The organism is Flavobacterium sp. JAS (assembly GCF_020991455.1).
In the GTDB taxonomy this organism is placed as follows: domain Bacteria; phylum Bacteroidota; class Bacteroidia; order Flavobacteriales; family Flavobacteriaceae; genus Flavobacterium.
Genome location: NZ_JAJMOX010000013.1, coordinates 141,644 through 159,795, shown reverse-complemented (window position 1 = coordinate 159,795; position 18,152 = coordinate 141,644). Strand labels below are relative to the sequence as shown.

Below are 18,152 nucleotides of genomic sequence, written 5' to 3'. Positions count from 1 at the left end.
TTCCTCTAAAAATTACTATTTTTGCACTCTAAATTTTATGTCATGCCGAAAAGAAAATATAAAATCGCCGTTATTCAGTTAAATCTAAATGATGTTGCCGAAAATAATCTTAAAAAATGTATTAGTTGGGTAAAAGATGCTGCCAATAAAGGCGCAGAAGTTATCTTACTTCCTGAATTATATAGCAGTCATTATTTTTGTCAAAGTGAAGATGTAGATAATTTTGCATTAGCAGAACCACTTTACAGTACTTCGTTTATTGCTTTTAGCGCTTTGGCAAAAGAATTAGGAGTAGTAATTATTGTTCCTTTCTTCGAGAAAAGAATGGCAGGAATCTACCACAATAGTGCTTACATCATTGATACTGACGGGACGGAAGCTGGTTTATACCGTAAAATGCATATTCCGGACGATCCACATTTCTATGAAAAATTCTATTTTACTCCGGGAGATTTAGGTTTTCAGGCAATTGAAACTAAAAAAGGAAAAATAGGAACACTTATTTGTTGGGATCAATGGTATCCGGAAGCAGCTCGTATTACTGCTTTAAAAGGTGCTGAAGTGTTGTTTTATCCAACTGCAATTGGATGGCATCCAAAAGAAAAAGAGCAATACGGTGAAAACCAATATGGCGCCTGGATGAACGTTATGAAAGGTCATGCCGTTGCAAATGGAGTTTTTGTTGCCGCAGCAAACAGAATTGGTTTAGAAAAATATATAGAAGGAACAGAGGGAATTCAGTTTTGGGGAGCTTCGTTTATTGCGGGACCACAAGGTGAAATATTAGCTCAGGCTTCACACGATCAGGAAGAAATTTTAATAGCCGAAGTTGATTTGGATTTACAAGAAAATGTGCGTCAGAACTGGCCATTTTTCAGAGACAGAAGAATCGATGCTTTTGGGGATATTACAAAAAGAGCAATAGACTAATTTCTTATTAGAATAAAAATAAAAAGGCTGCTTCAATTGTTTGAAGCAGCCTTTTTTAATTGTATTAAAGTGTTTATTTTACCTGGAAAGTAACCCTTCTCACGATTTGACGAGCTTCTTTAGATTTTTTATTCACAGAAGTATCTTCGCCATTTGCAATTACATTCAATCTTGAAGCATCAATTCCGGCATTTGTAGCTACTTTTTTCACAGCTTCAGCTCTTTTTCTTGATAATTCAGTATTGTAGCTAGAATTTCCAATTTCGTCAGCATAACCTATAATATCAGCAGATTTGTTAGGATTGTTTTTCAAGTATTTCACTAAGAAATCAACACCAGATAACGAAGCGTTTGTTGGTTTTGAAGAGTTAAAATCGAAGTAAACATTTACATATCCACCGTTAATCAATTCTTCTACAGTATTATTTGTTGCGGTTTCGCTGCCTTTTTTAGAATAAGTTTTATCTAAATAACTTTCTAATTCATCAGGCACACCATTTTGATTGTTATCAATAGATTGTCCTTTTGTATTAACGGCAACTCCTGAAATAGTGTTTGGCTCTAAGTCATACAAATCAGCAACACCATCTTTGTCAGTATCGATAAGACCGGTTTCAATTGAAGTAACTCTGTCTTCTAATTTATTTAGTCTTTCATTATCTTCAGAATACCAGTCAGCATGTTTTTCATTTTTACCTAAGTAAAAAGTCAAACCAACAGAGGCGTTTAATAATACTCCGTCTAACGAACCAGTGGCTGGAACTCCCATTCCGTCAAAGTTGTGGTTTTGTCTTCCGTTAACAATTCCGGTAAGATCCCCAGTTAGAGCAATACTGTTACTAAGTCTAACTTGTCCTGTTAAACCAATAATTCCGTGGGCCATGTAATCTTCACCATCAAAACCTTTGTCAGATGTTAATTGAGAAACACCAAAACCACCATGCGCCAATAAACCAAATGTATTAGTCCAGGTTTCGAAATTTAATGTTCGGCCAAGATTAATTACCCCTTGTAAACTTGTTCTAATATAGGTGCTTTTGAAGTCTGGAGTGTCGTTGCGTTCTTGAAATTGATCATATCCGAAATCCAATTTGAAACCGAATTTAGGATTAAACATATATCTCACACCTAAATCTGCGTGAAAAGGGCTAAGGGTTGCTGTAGAATAACCAGGAGTTATTGCTCGCATGGGTTTGTTTAGACCACCATTTAATTCTATAGACCATCTATCGTAGGCAGGTTTATCGATTTGAGGCTTCGTTGAAGTTGTCGCCATATTTTGTGCATTTGCTGCAAATGATAGTATTAATAAGGATACGGAAACTAATTTCTTTTTCATGATATCAAAATTTAAGTTGGTTTTTATTTTAAACTCATAACAAATTTATAGGACACGTTTTAGAATGTGTTCTATTTGCTCTTACATAATTCCCATATTTTAGCTTTTAATTATGTAAATTAGTTAAAATAAGCTCAATAAATGATATAAAAAAAGGGTAAAACGTATGTTTTACCCTTTTTTAAACAAATGAATGTGAAAATTATTTTAAATCTGGCTGATAGATTTTTATAGTTCCATCGCCTTCGCTGCTAACAACTAATAAACTTCTTTTTGTTGGACTTTTAGAAGCCGGAATAAAAAGAACTCCTTCTGGTGCATCGCCCGTTTTTACTGTTTGTAGATATTGTGGAGAAGCCGGATTTGTTACATCATAAGTCATAAAAGCATCAGATCTTTCTAAGCCAACAAACAGAATATTTTGAGTTCCCATTTTAACAGCAACCACAGCTTCAGGTTCAGAACCTTTATCGTCGCTGCGTTTGTCATCGTAAGTTCCTAATTCCTGTGTTTTTTTATCTACATCATTTTTACTGTCATACACTATTTTTCCAGTGTTTCCATTCCATATAGAAAAAGAACGAGCGCCAAAAGCTACCATTTCATCCAGGTCACCATCACCATCGTTATCTCCCATGTCTGCAACAAGATTTAATCTGCCTAAGTTTGGTTCCAATTTTAAAGTTGCAGCATCAGGAAAAACTGTTGCGTCCAACTTCATATCTTTCATTCTTTTAATATCAGTATTAGCTGTATATTCTCTTGCATCACCTTCGTTTGCCGTAACAAAATAAGGAGTATTATTTGCTATAAAATGACTAATTCCGTCCGGCATAAACATTCCTTTTACTTTCCATGGATTAAAAGCTATTTTGTCATCTTTATCACTTACATCAATTGCATTGTCAGCAGTATTGAAATCTTTAAAACCTAAAGGATAAATTGCCGTAATAGTTTTAGAAGTCAAATCTACCTTTGCAACACCATTATTTTCCTGTAAAGTAACCCAAGCCGTTTTAGAATCATCAGAAATTGTTACATATTCTGGTTCAATATCCTGAGCAAAGCTTTTTGCAAACTTCGAGATTCTGAAACCGTCTTTTTGCAAAGTAGCAGCCTGACCGCTAAGAGAAGCAAAATTTAAAGTAGTAACCGCATAATTGTTAGTTACCTCTATAATAGAAATAGTTCCCTCCGGATCTTGTGAATAATCCGTATTTGGTTCCCCTTCGTTAGCTGTCATAATGTATTTTCCGTCAGGCGAAAAAGTTATCATATCTGGCAATGCACCAACCGTAATTTGTTTGATTAAGCTTAAATCAGAAGTATTAAAAACAACTACTTTTCCATTTCCTTGTTTGTTAACTGTCGATTCTAAAGCCACAGCAAGTTTTCCCTCAAAAACAGAAACACTATTTGAAGCTCCTTCGTATGGTGTTAAATCTATTTTACCAATTTTGGTTGGTTTTGTAGGATCAGTTAGATCAATTACATCGATTTGGTTTGTTCCGCTATTATTTACTGTAAAAAGTTTTTTTGTTTTTTCGTCATAAGCCGAAATTTCCGCTGCAGCTTCACCACCAATAGTGATAGAACCAATTTCTTTAAAAGTTGCAGGATTTTCATTCACAACAACTTCAGGAGTTTCGTTTTTTGCGTTTTCGTCGTTATTACAGCTCGTCATAATAATTACAGCTGTTAATAATGAGATACTTAGTTTTTTCATTTTTGTGTTTTTTTAGTTTTGCCAAATTTAATTCGCAGAACTTCGACCTATATTAAGTCTTCATTATTTAATCTTTAACTTAATTTTTATCAGATATTTTGGCTTAATTCCAATTAGATTTCATACTACTATTTTATAATCCTCCCGAATGTTTATCTTTGCATACTTTCAAATTTAGAATCACTTTATGTCAACAAATAATAGAAGATTTCCAGCAGAATGGGAAAAACAACAAGGAATTGTATTGTGTTTTCCGCATAATGGTAATGACTGGCCAGGAAAATACGAGGCTGTTCAATGGGCTTTTGTAGAATTTATTAAAAAAGTAGCCACTTTTGAAACTGTTTTTTTAGTCGTAGCCGATGAAAAACTGAAAGAAAAAGTAGCCGAAATGTTAGAAAGGGCACGTGTAAACCTTGCCAATGTTTCTTTTATTGTTCATAAAACAAACAGAAGCTGGATGCGTGACTCAGGGCCAATTATTGTAAAAAATGGTTCAAAAAGAGAAGCACTAAACTTCAATTTTAACGGTTGGGCAAAATATAAAAACTATCAGTTAGATAAATTTGTTCCAGGCAAAATAGCTGAATTTATTGATGTTCCCCTAACACAGGTGATGTACAAAGGAAAACCGGTAATTGTAGAAGGCGGCGCGATTGATGTAAACGGAAAAGGAACTTTATTGACTTCTGAAGAATGTTTAATGCATCCAACAATTCAGGTTCGAAATAAAAACTTCACTAAAGAAGATTACGAAGCTGTTTTTAAAGAATATTTAGGAGTTACCAATGTAATCTGGCTTGGAGACGGAATAGAAGGCGACGATACACACGGACATATCGACGATTTATGCCGATTTGTAAATGAAGATACAATTGTAACGATTGTAGAAACAGATAAAAACGATTCAAATTACAAACCATTACAGGATAATTTGAAACGTTTGCAAAATGCTAAACTAGAAGACGGAAAATCTCCAACAATTGTGGCATTGCCAATGCCAAAACGTGTAGATTTTGAAGATTTAAGATTGCCTGCAAGTTATGCTAACTTCTTAATCCTGAACAAATGTGTTTTAGTACCAACTTTTAATGACAGTAACGATAGAGTAGCATTAAATATATTATCTGAATGTTTCCCTGATAGAGAAGTAATCGGAATAAGTTGTATTGATTTTATCTGGGGATTTGGAACTTTACATTGTTTGAGTCAACAGATTCCGGCTTAATTTTTTTAATCTCGTAAAGACGCGAAGTAGCAAAGCTTGGTTTTTAAAGTATTTATACTTTAAACTTTGGGACTTCGCGTCTTTGCGAGATTAAAACATAAAAAAACCTTGTTAGTAACTAACAAGGTTTTTTCATTTATATATCTTCTGATATTTTAGTATCTCTTCATGGTCTGATAAAAGGAGGTAATAATTGGCTGGAAACCTCTCCGAAACCAAGACGAACTTCTGCATTTTCACAGAAACCTCTGATGATTACCGTATCATTATCTTCAATAAATTTACGTTCTCCACCATCTTTTAATTTAATTGGATTTTTTCCTCCCCAAGTTAATTCTAACATAGAACCAAAACTATCAGGAGTTGGACCAGAAATGGTTCCGGAACCCATCATGTCACCAGAATTTACACGACATCCGTTTGAAGTATGATGTGCTAATTGCTGTGCCATTGACCAATATAAATATTTGAAATTTGATTGAGAAACGATTGTTTCTTCTTGATTTTCAGGTTGAATTGAAACTTCTAAATGAATGTCAAACGCTTTTTTTCCTTTAGTTTGTAAATAAGGAAGCGGAGACGGATCTTGTTTAGGCCCTTTAGTTCTAAAAGGTTCCAAAGCATCCATAGTTACAATCCAAGGAGAAATTGACGTTGCAAAGTTTTTAGCTAAGAATGGTCCAAGAGGCACATATTCCCATTTCTGAATATCACGCGCGCTCCAATCATTCAATAAAACCATTCCGAAAATATAATCTTCGGCTTCATAAGTAGGTATGTTTTCTCCCATTACATTTACATCAGTAGTAATGAAAGCCGTTTCAAGTTCAAAATCTACTAAACGAGAAGCACCAAAAACAGGTAATTTTTCACCGTTTGGTAAAGTTTGTCCCATTGGTCTGTGAACCGGAATCCCAGACGGAACAATAGTTGAGCTTCTTCCGTGGTATCCTACCGGAATATGTAACCAGTTTGGTAATAAAGCATTTTCCGGATCACGAAACATCTTTCCTACGTTTGTTGCGTGCTCTTTACTAGAGTAAAAATCAGTGTAATCACCAATTAAAACAGGCAATTGCATCTCAACATCGTCAATTTTAAAAATAACAATATCGCGATCTTTTGTTGAATCTCTAAGTTGTGGATTGTTTTCGTCGAAAATCTCGGCAATGCGATTTCGAACGAGACGCCATGTTTTTTTTCCGTCAGAAATAAAATCATTTAGCGTGTCCTGCATGAACATATCATCTGTTAAATCTATTCCTTCAAAATAGTTTAACTGTTGTAAAGCTCCTAAATCTATGGCATGATCGCCAATTCGCGTTCCTACTGTAACGACATTTTCTTTAGTAAGAAATACACCGAAAGGAATATTTTGAATAGGGAAGTCACTATTTTCTGGTACTTCTAACCATGATTTTCTTTTGGTATCGTTGGCGGTTATTGGCATGTGAGTGTTAATTATTTGTTGAAAAATTCTATGTCAAATATATCATAATCTAACAGTTTGGCAAACGTTTTTTTGTATTTTTGCAGGAAATTAACGAAAAACGAAAAAATGCAACGCGACGAACAAATTTTTGACCTTATACTAGAGGAACAAGACAGACAAATTCACGGATTAGAACTTATCGCTTCAGAGAATTTTGTAAGTGATGAGGTAATGGAAGCAGCTGGTTCTGTTTTAACTAATAAATATGCTGAGGGATACCCTGGCAAAAGATACTACGGCGGTTGCGAAGTAGTAGACGTTATTGAGCAAATTGCAATTGACAGAGCCAAAGAATTATTTGGTGCTGAATATGCAAACGTGCAGCCACACTCAGGATCTCAGGCTAATACAGCAGTTTACCATGCATGTTTAAATCCTGGTGATACTATATTAGGTTTCGATTTATCTCATGGTGGTCACTTGACTCACGGTTCTCCTGTAAACTTTTCAGGACGTTTATACAAACCGGTTTTTTACGGTGTAGATGCTGAAACTGGTCGTTTAGACTATGATAAAATTCAGGAAATTGCTACAAAAGAGCAACCAAAATTAATCATCGCAGGAGCTTCGGCTTATTCTCGTGATATGGATTTTGCACGTTTCAGACAAATTGCAGATAGTGTAGGAGCAATCTTATTTGCTGATATTTCTCATCCTGCAGGTCTTATTGCAAAAGGATTGATGAATGACCCAATTCCACATTGTCATATTGTTTCTACAACAACACACAAAACATTACGTGGACCACGTGGAGGTTTGATCTTGATGGGGAAAGATTTTGAAAATCCACAAGGATTAAAAACTCCAAAAGGAGAAATCAGAATGATGTCTTCATTATTAGATCTTGCTGTTTTCCCAGGAAACCAAGGAGGACCTTTAATGCACATTATCGCTGCTAAAGCTGTAGCTTTTGGTGAAGCTCTTAAAGATGAGTTCTTTACTTATGCTATGCAATTACAAAAAAATGCAAACGCTATGGCAGATGCTTTTGTAAAAAGAGGATACAACATTATTTCTGGCGGAACTGATAACCACATGATGCTTATTGACTTAAGAAATAAAAATATTTCTGGTAAAGAAGCTGAAAATGCATTAGTAAAAGCTGAAATAACAGTAAATAAAAACATGGTTCCGTTTGATGACAAATCACCATTTGTAACTTCTGGAATTCGTGTAGGAACAGCTGCAATCACAACTCGTGGTTTAGTTGAAGAAGATATGGAAACAATCGTAGCTTTAATCGATAAAGTACTTACTGATCATACAAATGAAGCAGTTATCGAAGAAGTAGCAAACGAAGTAAACGAAATGATGAGCGAAAGACCAATTTTCGTATATTAATATAGTTTCAAGTTTAAAGTTTCAAGTTTAAAGTTTTGTAATGCGGAGAAAAACGTAGAACAGAACTTTAAACTTTTTTCGTTTTAGTATTTCCGAGACTAAAGTCGAGGCGGCGAAGCAACTTGAAACAAAGAAAACCTGAAACAAAATAAACAAAAAAACATGGGCGTATTAAGATTACAATTGCCAACAGATCCAAGATGGGTAAATATTGTAGAAAAAAATATTGAAGAAATCTTGACAGATCACGCTTGGTGTGAGCAAAAAGCAGCAACAAACGCGATTACAATTATCACCAATAATTCAGAACATCAGGATTTAGTGAAAGATTTATTGGCTTTAGCCAAAGAAGAAATTGACCATTTTGAGCAAGTTCACAATATAATCATCAAAAGAGGATTAAAACTAGGACGAGAACGCAAAGACGATTACGTAAACGAATTGTATTTGTACATGAAGAAAAGCGGTGACGGAAGCCGTGTTTCAGGTTTAGTCGAAAGATTATTATTTTCAGCAATGATTGAAGCCAGAAGCTGCGAACGTTTTAAAGTTTTATCTGAAAACATTCAAGATGAGGAATTGGCTGTTTTTTACAGAGATTTAATGGAAAGCGAAGCCGGACATTACGTTACATTCATCACATACGCCAGAAAATATGGAGTAGGAATCGACGTCGAAAAACGCTGGAGAGAATGGCTTGCCTACGAAGAATCTATCATCACAAACTATGGAAAAGGTGAAACGATTCACGGATAGAAAAAAGTTTCAAGTTTTCTTTTGTTTCAAGTTTCAAGTTTGTCACGTTGAGCGATCCCGATAGCTATCGGGAGAACGCATTCCAATGAGAAATTTAAAAAAAATCCGCATAAATCCGCGTTTTTGCTTTAGCGAATCCGTGTCATCCGCGTGCCAAAATTAACCACAAAGTTTTAACATTCTAAAATCAGCATTCTAAATTCTAAAATTCTTACATTTGAAAGTAACAGAAAATTCAAAGCCATGAGAATAGAAACTGATCTGAAATTAGGGTTTAAAGATGTGATGATTCGACCAAAAAGATCAACGCTTAAAAGCAGATCGGAAGTTTCGTTAGAACGAAATTTTAAATTTTTGCACAGTACCGCAATCTGGACAGGGATTCCAATTATGGCGGCCAATATGGATACGGTTGGTACTTTTGAAATGGCTGAAGTTCTTGCCAAAGAAAAACTTTTTACAGCCATTCATAAGCACTATTCATTAGATGAGTGGAATAATTTCCTGAAGAAAGTAACACCGGATTTCTACAATTATATTGCCATTAGTACCGGAACCGGAAAAGAAGATTTTACAAAAATCGGACAAATCATAACGGCAAATCCGTTGCTTAAATTTATTTGTATAGATGTTGCCAATGGATATTCAGAACATTTTGTACAGTTTTTAAAACAAACCCGAAAACAATATCCTGATAAAGTTATTATTGCCGGAAATGTAGTTACAGGCGAAATGGTGGAAGAGCTTTTATTGGCTGGTGCCGATATTGTAAAAGTCGGAATTGGACCAGGTTCAGTTTGTACTACACGTGTAAAGACGGGTGTAGGTTACCCGCAACTTTCGGCGATTATAGAATGTGCCGATGCTGCTCACGGTTTAGGCGGACACATTATCAGTGATGGCGGTTGCAGTACTCCGGGCGATGTTGCAAAAGCTTTTGGTGCAGGTTCAGATTTTGTAATGCTAGGCGGAATGCTTGCCGGACACACTGAAAGCGGAGGAGAACTGATAGAAGTTAACGGTGAAAAATTCAAGCAATTCTACGGAATGAGTTCAACAACCGCAATGGACAAACATGTTGGAGGTGTTGCAGAATACAGAGCAAGCGAAGGAAAGACAGTTCAGGTTCCTTTTAAAGGAAATGTCATCAATACCGTATTAGATATTTTAGGAGGTATAAGAAGTACTTGCACTTATGTAGGCGCTTCAAGATTGAAGGAATTAACCAAACGAACTACCTTTATAAGAGTAAGCGAACAGGAAAATCAAATTTTTACTAAATAATAAAAGCATTTTAAATATAATATGATCACGATTTCAGAAGCAACTATCAGCGATATTAAACAAATTCAGAATATAGTAAATATTACTTGGCCAATTACTTACGGTGAGATTTTATCAAAAGAGCAATTAGATTATATGTTAGGTCTTTTTTATTCTGATGAAGCTTTAACCGAACAATACAACAAAAAAGTACAGTTATTTTATATGATTTATGAAGAGGAAACTAATATAGGTTTTATCGGGATAGAACATAATTATACTGGAGATGCAGTAACCAAAATTCATAAAATCTATCTTTTACCGGAAACCCAAGGAAAAGGAATCGGTAAAAAAGTTGTTGATGAAATTGGAAAATTAGCTTCAGAAAACAGTTCAAACGCCTTATCTTTAAACGTAAACCGATTTAATTCGGCTTTAGGTTTTTATAAAAAAATAGGCTTTGAAGTTATCGATGAAGTGAACATCGAGATTGGAAATGGTTACTTGATGGAAGATTATGTGATGAAGAAAAAGATCTAGAAATAATTTTCATCATTCTTGTCATTTCAGTTTCTATAATAAAATCAAATCTTTATTCGTTTTAACGGATTAATCCCGAAGCCTTTGGACGTTGGTGCAATATAAATTATTCTTCCGGAATTTTTTAGGCAGTTCCGCAGGAACAAAATATATTGTAGGGATGGATTTTAATCCATCATTCGCAATCAAAACCCAATCTTGTCATTTCGAGGAACGAGAAATCCTCGCAAGTAACTCCACACATAAAAGTCGCCAATCTTTGTAGAGTTACTTGCGAGGATTTCTCGTTCCTCGAAATGACAAACTGTGTGTTTTCTTAGTAAAATATATTAAAATCTGTCTTGTTACGCTGTTTCTTAATTCTCCTAACTCACAATCACATCATGCTTAAATAGCAACCCTTTCACCTCTTTCAAAGCAAAAACAGCTTTCTTTAATTTAGTTTTTGAGGGATCAATAGTGTAATTGTAACTTGTTTTAAAATCGGCTTTATTGGCGATTGCTTTGTCAAATTCTGATCGATATAAATCACAATTGTCAAATAAAACACTTGTAAGATCTGTTGCCATAAAATCTACTGCAACTAAACTGCAACTGTTGAATGTGGTTCCTTTTATTTTTAAGGTATAAAACTTCGAAAAATCCAGAATACAATCGTAAAAATGAACTTCAAAAATGAGTTTGTCGCACATGGCAAAATTCACTTCTTTGATTTCACATCGATTAAAAGTTGCCGTTCTAAAAGCTACATAATTGATTTTGGCTTCATTAAAAATACAGTCATTAAAAACGCAATCAATGAAAGTAACAGCTAAAAAAGTGCATGCCGAAAAATTACAATTATTAAAAATACAACATTCAAAATCCTTAAAATTAAGATCATCTCTACCATAAGTTTTGGTATCGTATTCTTTATCAAGGAAATATTCAGACTCTTTTTTCAATGCTATTTTTAATGGTTGTTTGAGAGTGAAAAGATAATAATTAAAAGCATTATTTAAGTGGGCTTTTGATAAAAATAGCAGTAAAAAACAATTCGGTGTTTTTCAGAATGTTGTATTTGTCTATTAATGATATTCTTAGGGATTTAGGTTTTTGAGATCCTTTGGGTATTGCTTTTTTAAATATTTAATTAAATTATTGAAAATTCTATGATTTTTTTAAGATTCTATATTTTATTATAGTCCTAATTTGATGTAGCTTTACAGTGATTTTTAAAGTAAAAACGTAACAATTTATATGATATGGGATCAACAAGAAAAGAGCATGATTTTTTAGGAGAATTAGACATTCCGAATCAGCTGTATTATGGTATCCAAACTTTTAGAGCTGTAGAGAATTTTAATATTACAGGAATTCCAATTTCAAAAGAGCCATTATTTATCAAAGCTTTAGGTTATGTAAAAAAAGCCGCAGCTTTGGCTAATAAAGATTGTGGAGCACTTGATCCTAAAATTGCGGAAGCAATCTGCTACGGAAGTGATCAGGTAATTGCAGGTAAATTTGACCAGGAATTTGTAAGCGATTTAATTCAGGGTGGAGCCGGAACATCGGTAAATATGAATGCAAACGAGGTAATCGCAAACATTGGTTTAGAGTATCTTGGACATAAAAAAGGAGAATATAATTTTCTGCATCCCAACAATCATGTAAACTGTTCGCAATCTACAAACGATGCCTATCCATCGGCTTTTAGAATTGCCCTTTATCTGAAAATGGAAAGCTTTATAAAAACATTAGAAGGTTTAGAAGTAGCTTTTGCAGCAAAAGGAGAAGAATTTAAAAGCGTTCTGAAAATGGGAAGAACGCAATTGCAAGACGCTGTTCCGATGACTTTAGGACAAGAATTTAAATCTTATGCCACCACAATAGGAGAAGACGTTCGAAGATTAAAAGATGCTCAAAGTTTGGTTTTAGAAATCAATATGGGAGCAACAGCAATTGGAACAAGAGTAAACGCACCAGAAGGATATCCGGAAATTTGTGTGAGTTATTTAGCCAAAGAAGTAGGTATTCCGTTAACGCTTTCACCAGACTTAATTGAAGCTACAGTAGATACCGGAGCTTACGTTCAAATTATGGGAACTCTGAAAAGAACTGCGGTAAAAATCTCTAAAATCTGTAACGATTTAAGATTATTGAGTTCAGGGCCAAGAACAGGTTTCAACGAAATCAATTTACCGGCGCGTCAGCCGGGATCTTCAATTATGCCGGGTAAAGTAAATCCGGTAATTCCGGAAGTGGTAAACCAGACTTGTTTTTATGTAATAGGGCAGGATTTAACCGTTACAATGGCAGCTGAAGCTGGGCAATTACAGTTAAATGTAATGGAACCGGTTATTGCTTTTGCCATGTTTACATCATTAGATTATCTTAATAATGCAATTCAGACTTTAATCGATAAATGTATAGTAGGAATTACTGCAAATGTTGATCATTGCTACAATATGGTGATGAACAGCATAGGAATCGTGACACAATTGAATCCAATTTTAGGTTACGAAGAAAGTGCAAGTATTGCCGGAGAAGCTTTAAAATTGAATAAAAGCGTGCATCAAATTGCAGTAATCGAAAGAAAACTAATCACTCAGGAAAAATGGAACGAAATTTATTCGTTAGACAACCTAATTCATCCTAAGTTTATTACGAAATAAGAGATTCGTATAAAATATTGAGTAGTCTTAAAATAGATTGACGATTTTTACAATAAACTAATTAAAACCAGTGAAGCTGGCTTCACTGGTTTTCTTAAATTATAGGTATCTTGTAAAATAAGTACACCCCAAGTCAAACCAACTTTCTCCTTTTTTAACAAATACTATTTCAACTTTAGAATTCTCACCTTTAAAACCTATTCCTGTTATTTCATCTTTATGATTTGCATAATACTTTTCAAAAACAAATTGTATATCAGTTCTATAATCATACTTTAAAAAATAAATTGCAGTTAGCACTTGTCCTCTAATATCCTCGTTAGGCTCTAAATATTTTAACAATCCTAATTGTTCATATACACAAGTATTCATAAACTCGTCATAGTCGCCATCTAATTGATCTTCACTTTCTAATTTTGGCACATCAAAATATGCCGAAACTAGATGAAAAGCTAATTCTGCCTGTTCTTCAAATGATTCGGTTTTGCTTTCAATTTCTTGAATTATTTTTTGCAAACCTTTATCTTCATTTATCCAATCTGTTATGGTGTCCGATGTTAAATCATTGTCGTATTTTTCCATGATCTCTCCTTAAATTAATTTTTGAAAGTTTTATGCTTTCCCATAAGTTTTCTCTCTTTCGCCACCATGTAACCATTCAACCGCAGATAATTCGATTGGTTGAAACTCAATACCAATACAACCAGCATCTTCAATTTCTTTTCTGAGTTTTTCAGAAACAACATATTTTGTGCCACCTTGCACGTTTTGTAACATAAAAAAATCTTCATTTATCCCATCTTTTAAAACAATTTTATCAATGAAAAAAAGTTCATTATTCTTAGTAGCTATATTTAAAACTGAATTAAAACTTTCAAAATTATTGAATGTTAAATATTCAGTATTTGTATTGTAGGTAAACTTGTAATCATCGGCTTTTTTATGATATTGAATTCTACATTTTTTTATATCAATTAAGTCATTATTGTTTTCATACATATTTAAAATATAATAATCTTCAATGATATTTTCTTTGTAAAAGACTGGTGATTTAAAGAATTCAAAGCCGCTGGTTCTTTTTTTTTCTAATATAGATTTTAATTTACCACTAATTAAAATTTTAGATAAAAAACCAATATCACCTCTAACATCTATTAAATCAGTTAATTTAGAAGTAGAATGTAAAGCAGCATTAGAAATGATTGGATTAATATTAATCTTTTCAAAACTAAATCGATCAATAAAAAAGGGATCCTCCCAAATATCACAATGGTGAATAATTTTTTTAACTTGAGGATAGTGGCCTAAGATCTTCTTGTTTAATGAATGCCCAATAGAGTAATAATTCATAATTTAAAAATTTAATTGGTTTATATGTACTCCTGGATTATTTTGAATTGCGGTTCTGACTTTACTTAAAATTTCCATTACTTTTGCATACGCTTCATCAGGTGTCGCATTTGAGGGGATTTCATCGAGATATCTCTGGATTAAATCATCATAATGAGCATGACTACCGTTATGTACAGCATTACTTAGTGGTATCCCATTTAATGCTTCATTCATATGGAATGCATGTTGTGATTTTGAAGCCTTTTGTATTGCAAATTTAGATTGTTTGTTCCAAGGTATTATATGGTGAGCTTGTCTAAGATCTCCTACAGCTAATCCTAAAACTTTTCTTAATTGGTTTCTAGATCCAAAAGTAATTAAATCACCCGTAACTTTCCAAACTAGTTTTACTTTCGTACTTATAGAATAAACAGTGTTAATTTTAAATGCATATTTTGTAGATACCGTTGCCCATCCCGCTATAGGAACTGCACTAGCCACGCTTAATGTTGCATTAACACCATCACCTTCGATAGTGTACAAAACTCCATTACTAATATCTGCAATTTCACCCACAACGGGTACCATTCCAAATGCATCTAATGTAATATGTACAACTTCTTTACTGGCTTCCCAATAGCATTTTGTAAAACTCCATTCTGGATTTAATTTTTTTAGACGTAAAATCTTTGTGATATGGTGTACACCAAAATAAATTATTAAATCTGGATCGCTGGCATTTATTGCAGCCATATCTGCATCCATATATTTGTCTACAGATAATAAAAAGGCATCATCTAGATCTGTAGTAATCTTGTTTTTGGTCTTAGCATCTAAAACAAAATTAATTGCATTTAAATCTACTGTTGTTTCGGTCATTATAATATCTAGTAGTTCACTCCCAAAACTTTTAGACTCTTCTGAAATTCGATTTTTTGCAAGGTAATCGTAGAAAGAGAAAGCTACTTCGCCATTCGCTTCTAAAAAACGTTTTTGTCGCCCACCAACATTTAAGTGTTTTTTGACAAATTCGATCTTAATAATTTCCGGTTCGTCATAAAACGCAAATAATGGAGAGGTTGCAATGCTTCCTCCGCCACCTCCCGTGGTAGGGTTCATATAACCGTTTGTTGTATTAGATGATGTTCCATTTCCATAATTTGTTGTGCTATTATCCTCACCGATAATTGTAGCATAAACAATGGCACAACTACTTGCAACTAAAACCCATTCACTTGTAACATTTTCAGCACCAACTAAATCACCTGAACTTACCAATCGATATTCATATTTGCAAACCCATAAAGGAGCAGATTTTGCGGTTAGCGAATTTATATTGAGGTTTATTGGCGTCATTTTTACTTCACCGGGTTTATTGTGGTTGGTGAACTTGGCTAAATCGAGTTTGTTGTAATCGTATTCTACCAGATAAGCGTCATATTCTCCTTTTTCGTTAAGAGAGAAAAGGACATTTTTTATATTTTCAGTATCTTTCTGTAACGTTGCAAATGTGTAAGAGTGATAATTACCATCTTCAATATATCTGGCGTGATCCGTTTGGATGGTCAATCCCAAATTGTTGAATGTGATGTTTTTTGCCGAAGTACTATTTTTTTGGCTTGATAACTTTTGGAGTTTCTCGACAATCTTCGAGTTAGTATTTATTTCGTCTTTAGAGATATTTTTCACGTTATAATTACTAGATTTTGTATCACTAGTAATTGTGGCTTCTTCAACTTGACAACTTGAAAAAAATAATGTAAAAATTGTGATGAACACAAACAGGGTATTCGTTAATTTATTTTTCATGGCTTTTATTTTTAGTTAAGTGTAAATTAAGTAAATAAAAGATTACAAAATATAAATTTAACACTATAATTTTTATATTTTTAATTAATTAAATAAAATTATACGTAATTACTGTGTTTCTGGTCATGGAATTTCGTTTAACACATAGATTTTGAATCTGTAGAAAGGGTGTAAAAAGAAACATGTTTCTTACAGATAGCTGAACTCTGTGACTTTTAAAGAAGTGAAATGCCTTTTTTGAGCGTGCAGAATCTATGTTTCTATGTGTTAAATGAAATTTTAGTAATTACAAGCAACGAGTATTCTTTATAAGAATTGTTTGCTAAAATCTTGAAAATTAGCTCTATATTTACATTAGAGTTGAGTATTATTTCAAAAAATTAAAACTACGAATGGTCAATTTTTTAAAAAATAATTACTTTCAATGTAAGTGTGCAATCTTCGGGTTTCTCTTTTTTCTTCCGTTAAGTCTGATTGCACAAACAGAACTTAGCAATCCTGAAGAATGTCCGCCCAAAACAATACTGGAAATCTTCAAAAAGAAAGATTCGGTTTATGTTGTTAAGCCCACAAAAAACAATTTTTTCTTAGTTATTCCGGCAATTGGTTCTCAGCCGGCAACGGGATTCTTTTTTGGAGGAGTTGCCCAATATACTTTTAAAGGAAAACAAAAAACAGATAAATATTCTATCGCCAATCTTGGCATAACGTATACAACCAAAAAGCAATGGCTAGTAAATGTCAAGAACAATATACTGCTTAAAAACAACAGGATTTTTTTAAGTGGTGATTATAGAATGTATATTTTTTCGCAGCCTAACTACGGGTTAGGAACTGATATTATTCCGCATCACAGCAAAGAAAAAGGATTTAGTATTGACTCTCTTGCACAGCCAATGGATTATAATTATTTCAAGTTTCATCAAACCGTTTCTTTTGAAGTGGCTGAAAATTTTTATGTTGGCGGCGGAATTAATCTCGATTGGTATTCGAGTATAAAAGATAAAGATTTGGATGTAGAAAACGGACAATTCACTTACCATTATAACTACAGTCAAAAATATGGATTTAATGATTTGGAGTATTTTTTGAGTGGTATGAGTCTTAATTTGGTACACGATTCAAGAGATAATCAGGTAAATGCGACACACGGATGGTTTGCAAACATTAACTATCGTTTTAATCCGGTATTATTTAACAATCAAAGATATAGTAATGTTTTGTACACAGAATATCGAGGCTTTTTTCCGCTTTCGAACAAAAACAAAAACTACATTCTGGCAGTTTGGACGTATGGGCAATTTGTAACCAGAGGAAAACTTCCGTATTTGAATTTACCCGCAATTGGCTGGGACCAGCGAAGCCGAAGCGGAGAAGGATATACCCAGGGATTGTTTAGAGGAGAGAATCTGGTTTACCTTTCAACGGAGCTAAGATTTCCAATTACCTGCAATCACATGCTTAGCGGAACTGTATTTACAAACTTTGTAACCGCAAGCAATAACGAAACCGAAACGCATCTTTTTAGCTCGATTCAGCCCGCAGCAGGCGTTGGTTTGCGAATCTTAATAGATAAAAAAACGAGAACCAATTTAATAGTTGATTATGCCTGGGGTAATAATTCTAAAGGATTTTACCTGAATGCAGGAGAAACTTTTTAAGATGTAAACTATTGTTGACTTCTTTTTTTTAAAAGCAAAAAGTTACACGCTTCACAATTAAATCATAATTATTAAAATATT

Annotated in this window: 15 protein-coding genes; 8 read left to right on the top strand and 7 right to left on the bottom strand. The window is 33.7% G+C overall.

Features of this window, described 5'->3' with window-relative positions:
• The first annotated feature begins 42 nt into the window (after positions 1 to 42).
• Positions 43 to 930: a carbon-nitrogen hydrolase gene (locus LPB88_RS19710; protein ID WP_099711870.1), complete on the top strand. Its 888-nt coding sequence runs from the start codon at positions 43 to 45 to the stop codon at positions 928 to 930.
• 73 nt (positions 931 to 1,003) lie between these two features.
• On the opposite strand, the gene LPB88_RS19705 is transcribed toward LPB88_RS19710, so the two are convergent.
• Both LPB88_RS19705 and LPB88_RS19700 read right to left on the bottom strand, forming a co-directional pair.
• On the bottom strand, positions 1,004 to 2,269 hold the full coding sequence (locus LPB88_RS19705; protein WP_230717393.1) for an OmpA family protein: 1,266 nt from the start codon (positions 2,267 to 2,269) through the stop codon (positions 1,004 to 1,006).
• A gap of 202 nt (positions 2,270 to 2,471) precedes the next feature.
• Positions 2,472 to 3,995 (bottom strand): choice-of-anchor I family protein, encoded by a 1,524-nt coding sequence (locus tag LPB88_RS19700; RefSeq protein ID WP_230717392.1) that lies wholly within the window; start codon positions 3,993 to 3,995, stop codon positions 2,472 to 2,474.
• Positions 3,996 to 4,182: 187 nt separating this feature from the next.
• Here LPB88_RS19700 and LPB88_RS19695 point away from each other — a divergent pair, with 187 nt between their 5' ends.
• Positions 4,183 to 5,223: an agmatine/peptidylarginine deiminase gene (locus LPB88_RS19695; RefSeq protein ID WP_230717391.1), complete on the top strand. Its 1,041-nt coding sequence runs from the start codon at positions 4,183 to 4,185 to the stop codon at positions 5,221 to 5,223.
• 166 nt (positions 5,224 to 5,389) lie between these two features.
• On the opposite strand, the gene fahA is transcribed toward LPB88_RS19695, so the two are convergent.
• Positions 5,390 to 6,673 (bottom strand): fumarylacetoacetase, encoded by a 1,284-nt coding sequence (fahA, locus tag LPB88_RS19690; protein ID WP_230717390.1) that lies wholly within the window; start codon positions 6,671 to 6,673, stop codon positions 5,390 to 5,392.
• Positions 6,674 to 6,781: 108 nt separating this feature from the next.
• Between fahA and glyA the strand changes: the two genes are divergently transcribed.
• The 4 genes from glyA to LPB88_RS19670 all read left to right on the top strand — a co-directional run bounded on the left by glyA (position 6,782) and on the right by LPB88_RS19670 (position 10,615).
• Entirely contained in the window at positions 6,782 to 8,056 is a 1,275-nt protein-coding gene (gene glyA / locus LPB88_RS19685) for a serine hydroxymethyltransferase (protein WP_230717389.1), read from the top strand.
• 162 nt (positions 8,057 to 8,218) lie between these two features.
• Complete coding sequence (locus tag LPB88_RS19680; RefSeq protein WP_073393768.1) at positions 8,219 to 8,812, top strand: tRNA-(ms[2]io[6]A)-hydroxylase; 594 nt, start codon at positions 8,219 to 8,221, stop codon at positions 8,810 to 8,812.
• 243 nt (positions 8,813 to 9,055) lie between these two features.
• Positions 9,056 to 10,096 carry a GMP reductase gene (guaC, locus tag LPB88_RS19675; RefSeq protein ID WP_230717388.1) on the top strand — a complete coding sequence of 347 codons (1,041 nt, stop codon included), beginning with the start codon at positions 9,056 to 9,058 and terminating at the stop codon, positions 10,094 to 10,096.
• A gap of 21 nt (positions 10,097 to 10,117) precedes the next feature.
• A complete protein-coding gene (locus LPB88_RS19670) occupies positions 10,118 to 10,615 on the top strand; it encodes a GNAT family N-acetyltransferase (protein WP_230717387.1) in 498 nt (165 codons plus the stop codon).
• Between the two features lie 365 nt (positions 10,616 to 10,980).
• On the opposite strand, the gene LPB88_RS19665 is transcribed toward LPB88_RS19670, so the two are convergent.
• Positions 10,981 to 11,559 (bottom strand): pentapeptide repeat-containing protein, encoded by a 579-nt coding sequence (locus tag LPB88_RS19665; RefSeq protein WP_230717386.1) that lies wholly within the window; start codon positions 11,557 to 11,559, stop codon positions 10,981 to 10,983.
• Positions 11,560 to 11,859: 300 nt separating this feature from the next.
• Here LPB88_RS19665 and aspA point away from each other — a divergent pair, with 300 nt between their 5' ends.
• Positions 11,860 to 13,269 carry an aspartate ammonia-lyase gene (aspA, locus tag LPB88_RS19660; protein ID WP_230717385.1) on the top strand — a complete coding sequence of 470 codons (1,410 nt, stop codon included), beginning with the start codon at positions 11,860 to 11,862 and terminating at the stop codon, positions 13,267 to 13,269.
• Between the two features lie 99 nt (positions 13,270 to 13,368).
• Here the strand turns inward: aspA and LPB88_RS19655 are convergent, their stop codons facing one another.
• From LPB88_RS19655 to LPB88_RS19645, 3 genes are read right to left on the bottom strand one after another with little or no spacing between them, the layout of a single operon-like run.
• The gene (locus tag LPB88_RS19655) at positions 13,369 to 13,851 is read right to left on the bottom strand and encodes a hypothetical protein (RefSeq protein WP_230717384.1); all 483 of its coding nucleotides are present in this window, start codon (positions 13,849 to 13,851) and stop codon (positions 13,369 to 13,371) included.
• A gap of 30 nt (positions 13,852 to 13,881) precedes the next feature.
• On the bottom strand, positions 13,882 to 14,619 hold the full coding sequence (locus LPB88_RS19650) for an imm11 family protein (RefSeq protein ID WP_230717383.1): 738 nt from the start codon (positions 14,617 to 14,619) through the stop codon (positions 13,882 to 13,884).
• 3 nt (positions 14,620 to 14,622) lie between these two features.
• Positions 14,623 to 16,410 (bottom strand): AHH domain-containing protein, encoded by a 1,788-nt coding sequence (locus LPB88_RS19645; protein ID WP_230717382.1) that lies wholly within the window; start codon positions 16,408 to 16,410, stop codon positions 14,623 to 14,625.
• Between the two features lie 392 nt (positions 16,411 to 16,802).
• On the opposite strand from LPB88_RS19645, the gene LPB88_RS19640 reads away from it, so the two are divergent.
• On the top strand, positions 16,803 to 18,071 hold the full coding sequence (locus tag LPB88_RS19640; protein WP_230717381.1) for a BamA/TamA family outer membrane protein: 1,269 nt from the start codon (positions 16,803 to 16,805) through the stop codon (positions 18,069 to 18,071).
• Positions 18,072 to 18,152: the final 81 nt, after the last annotated feature.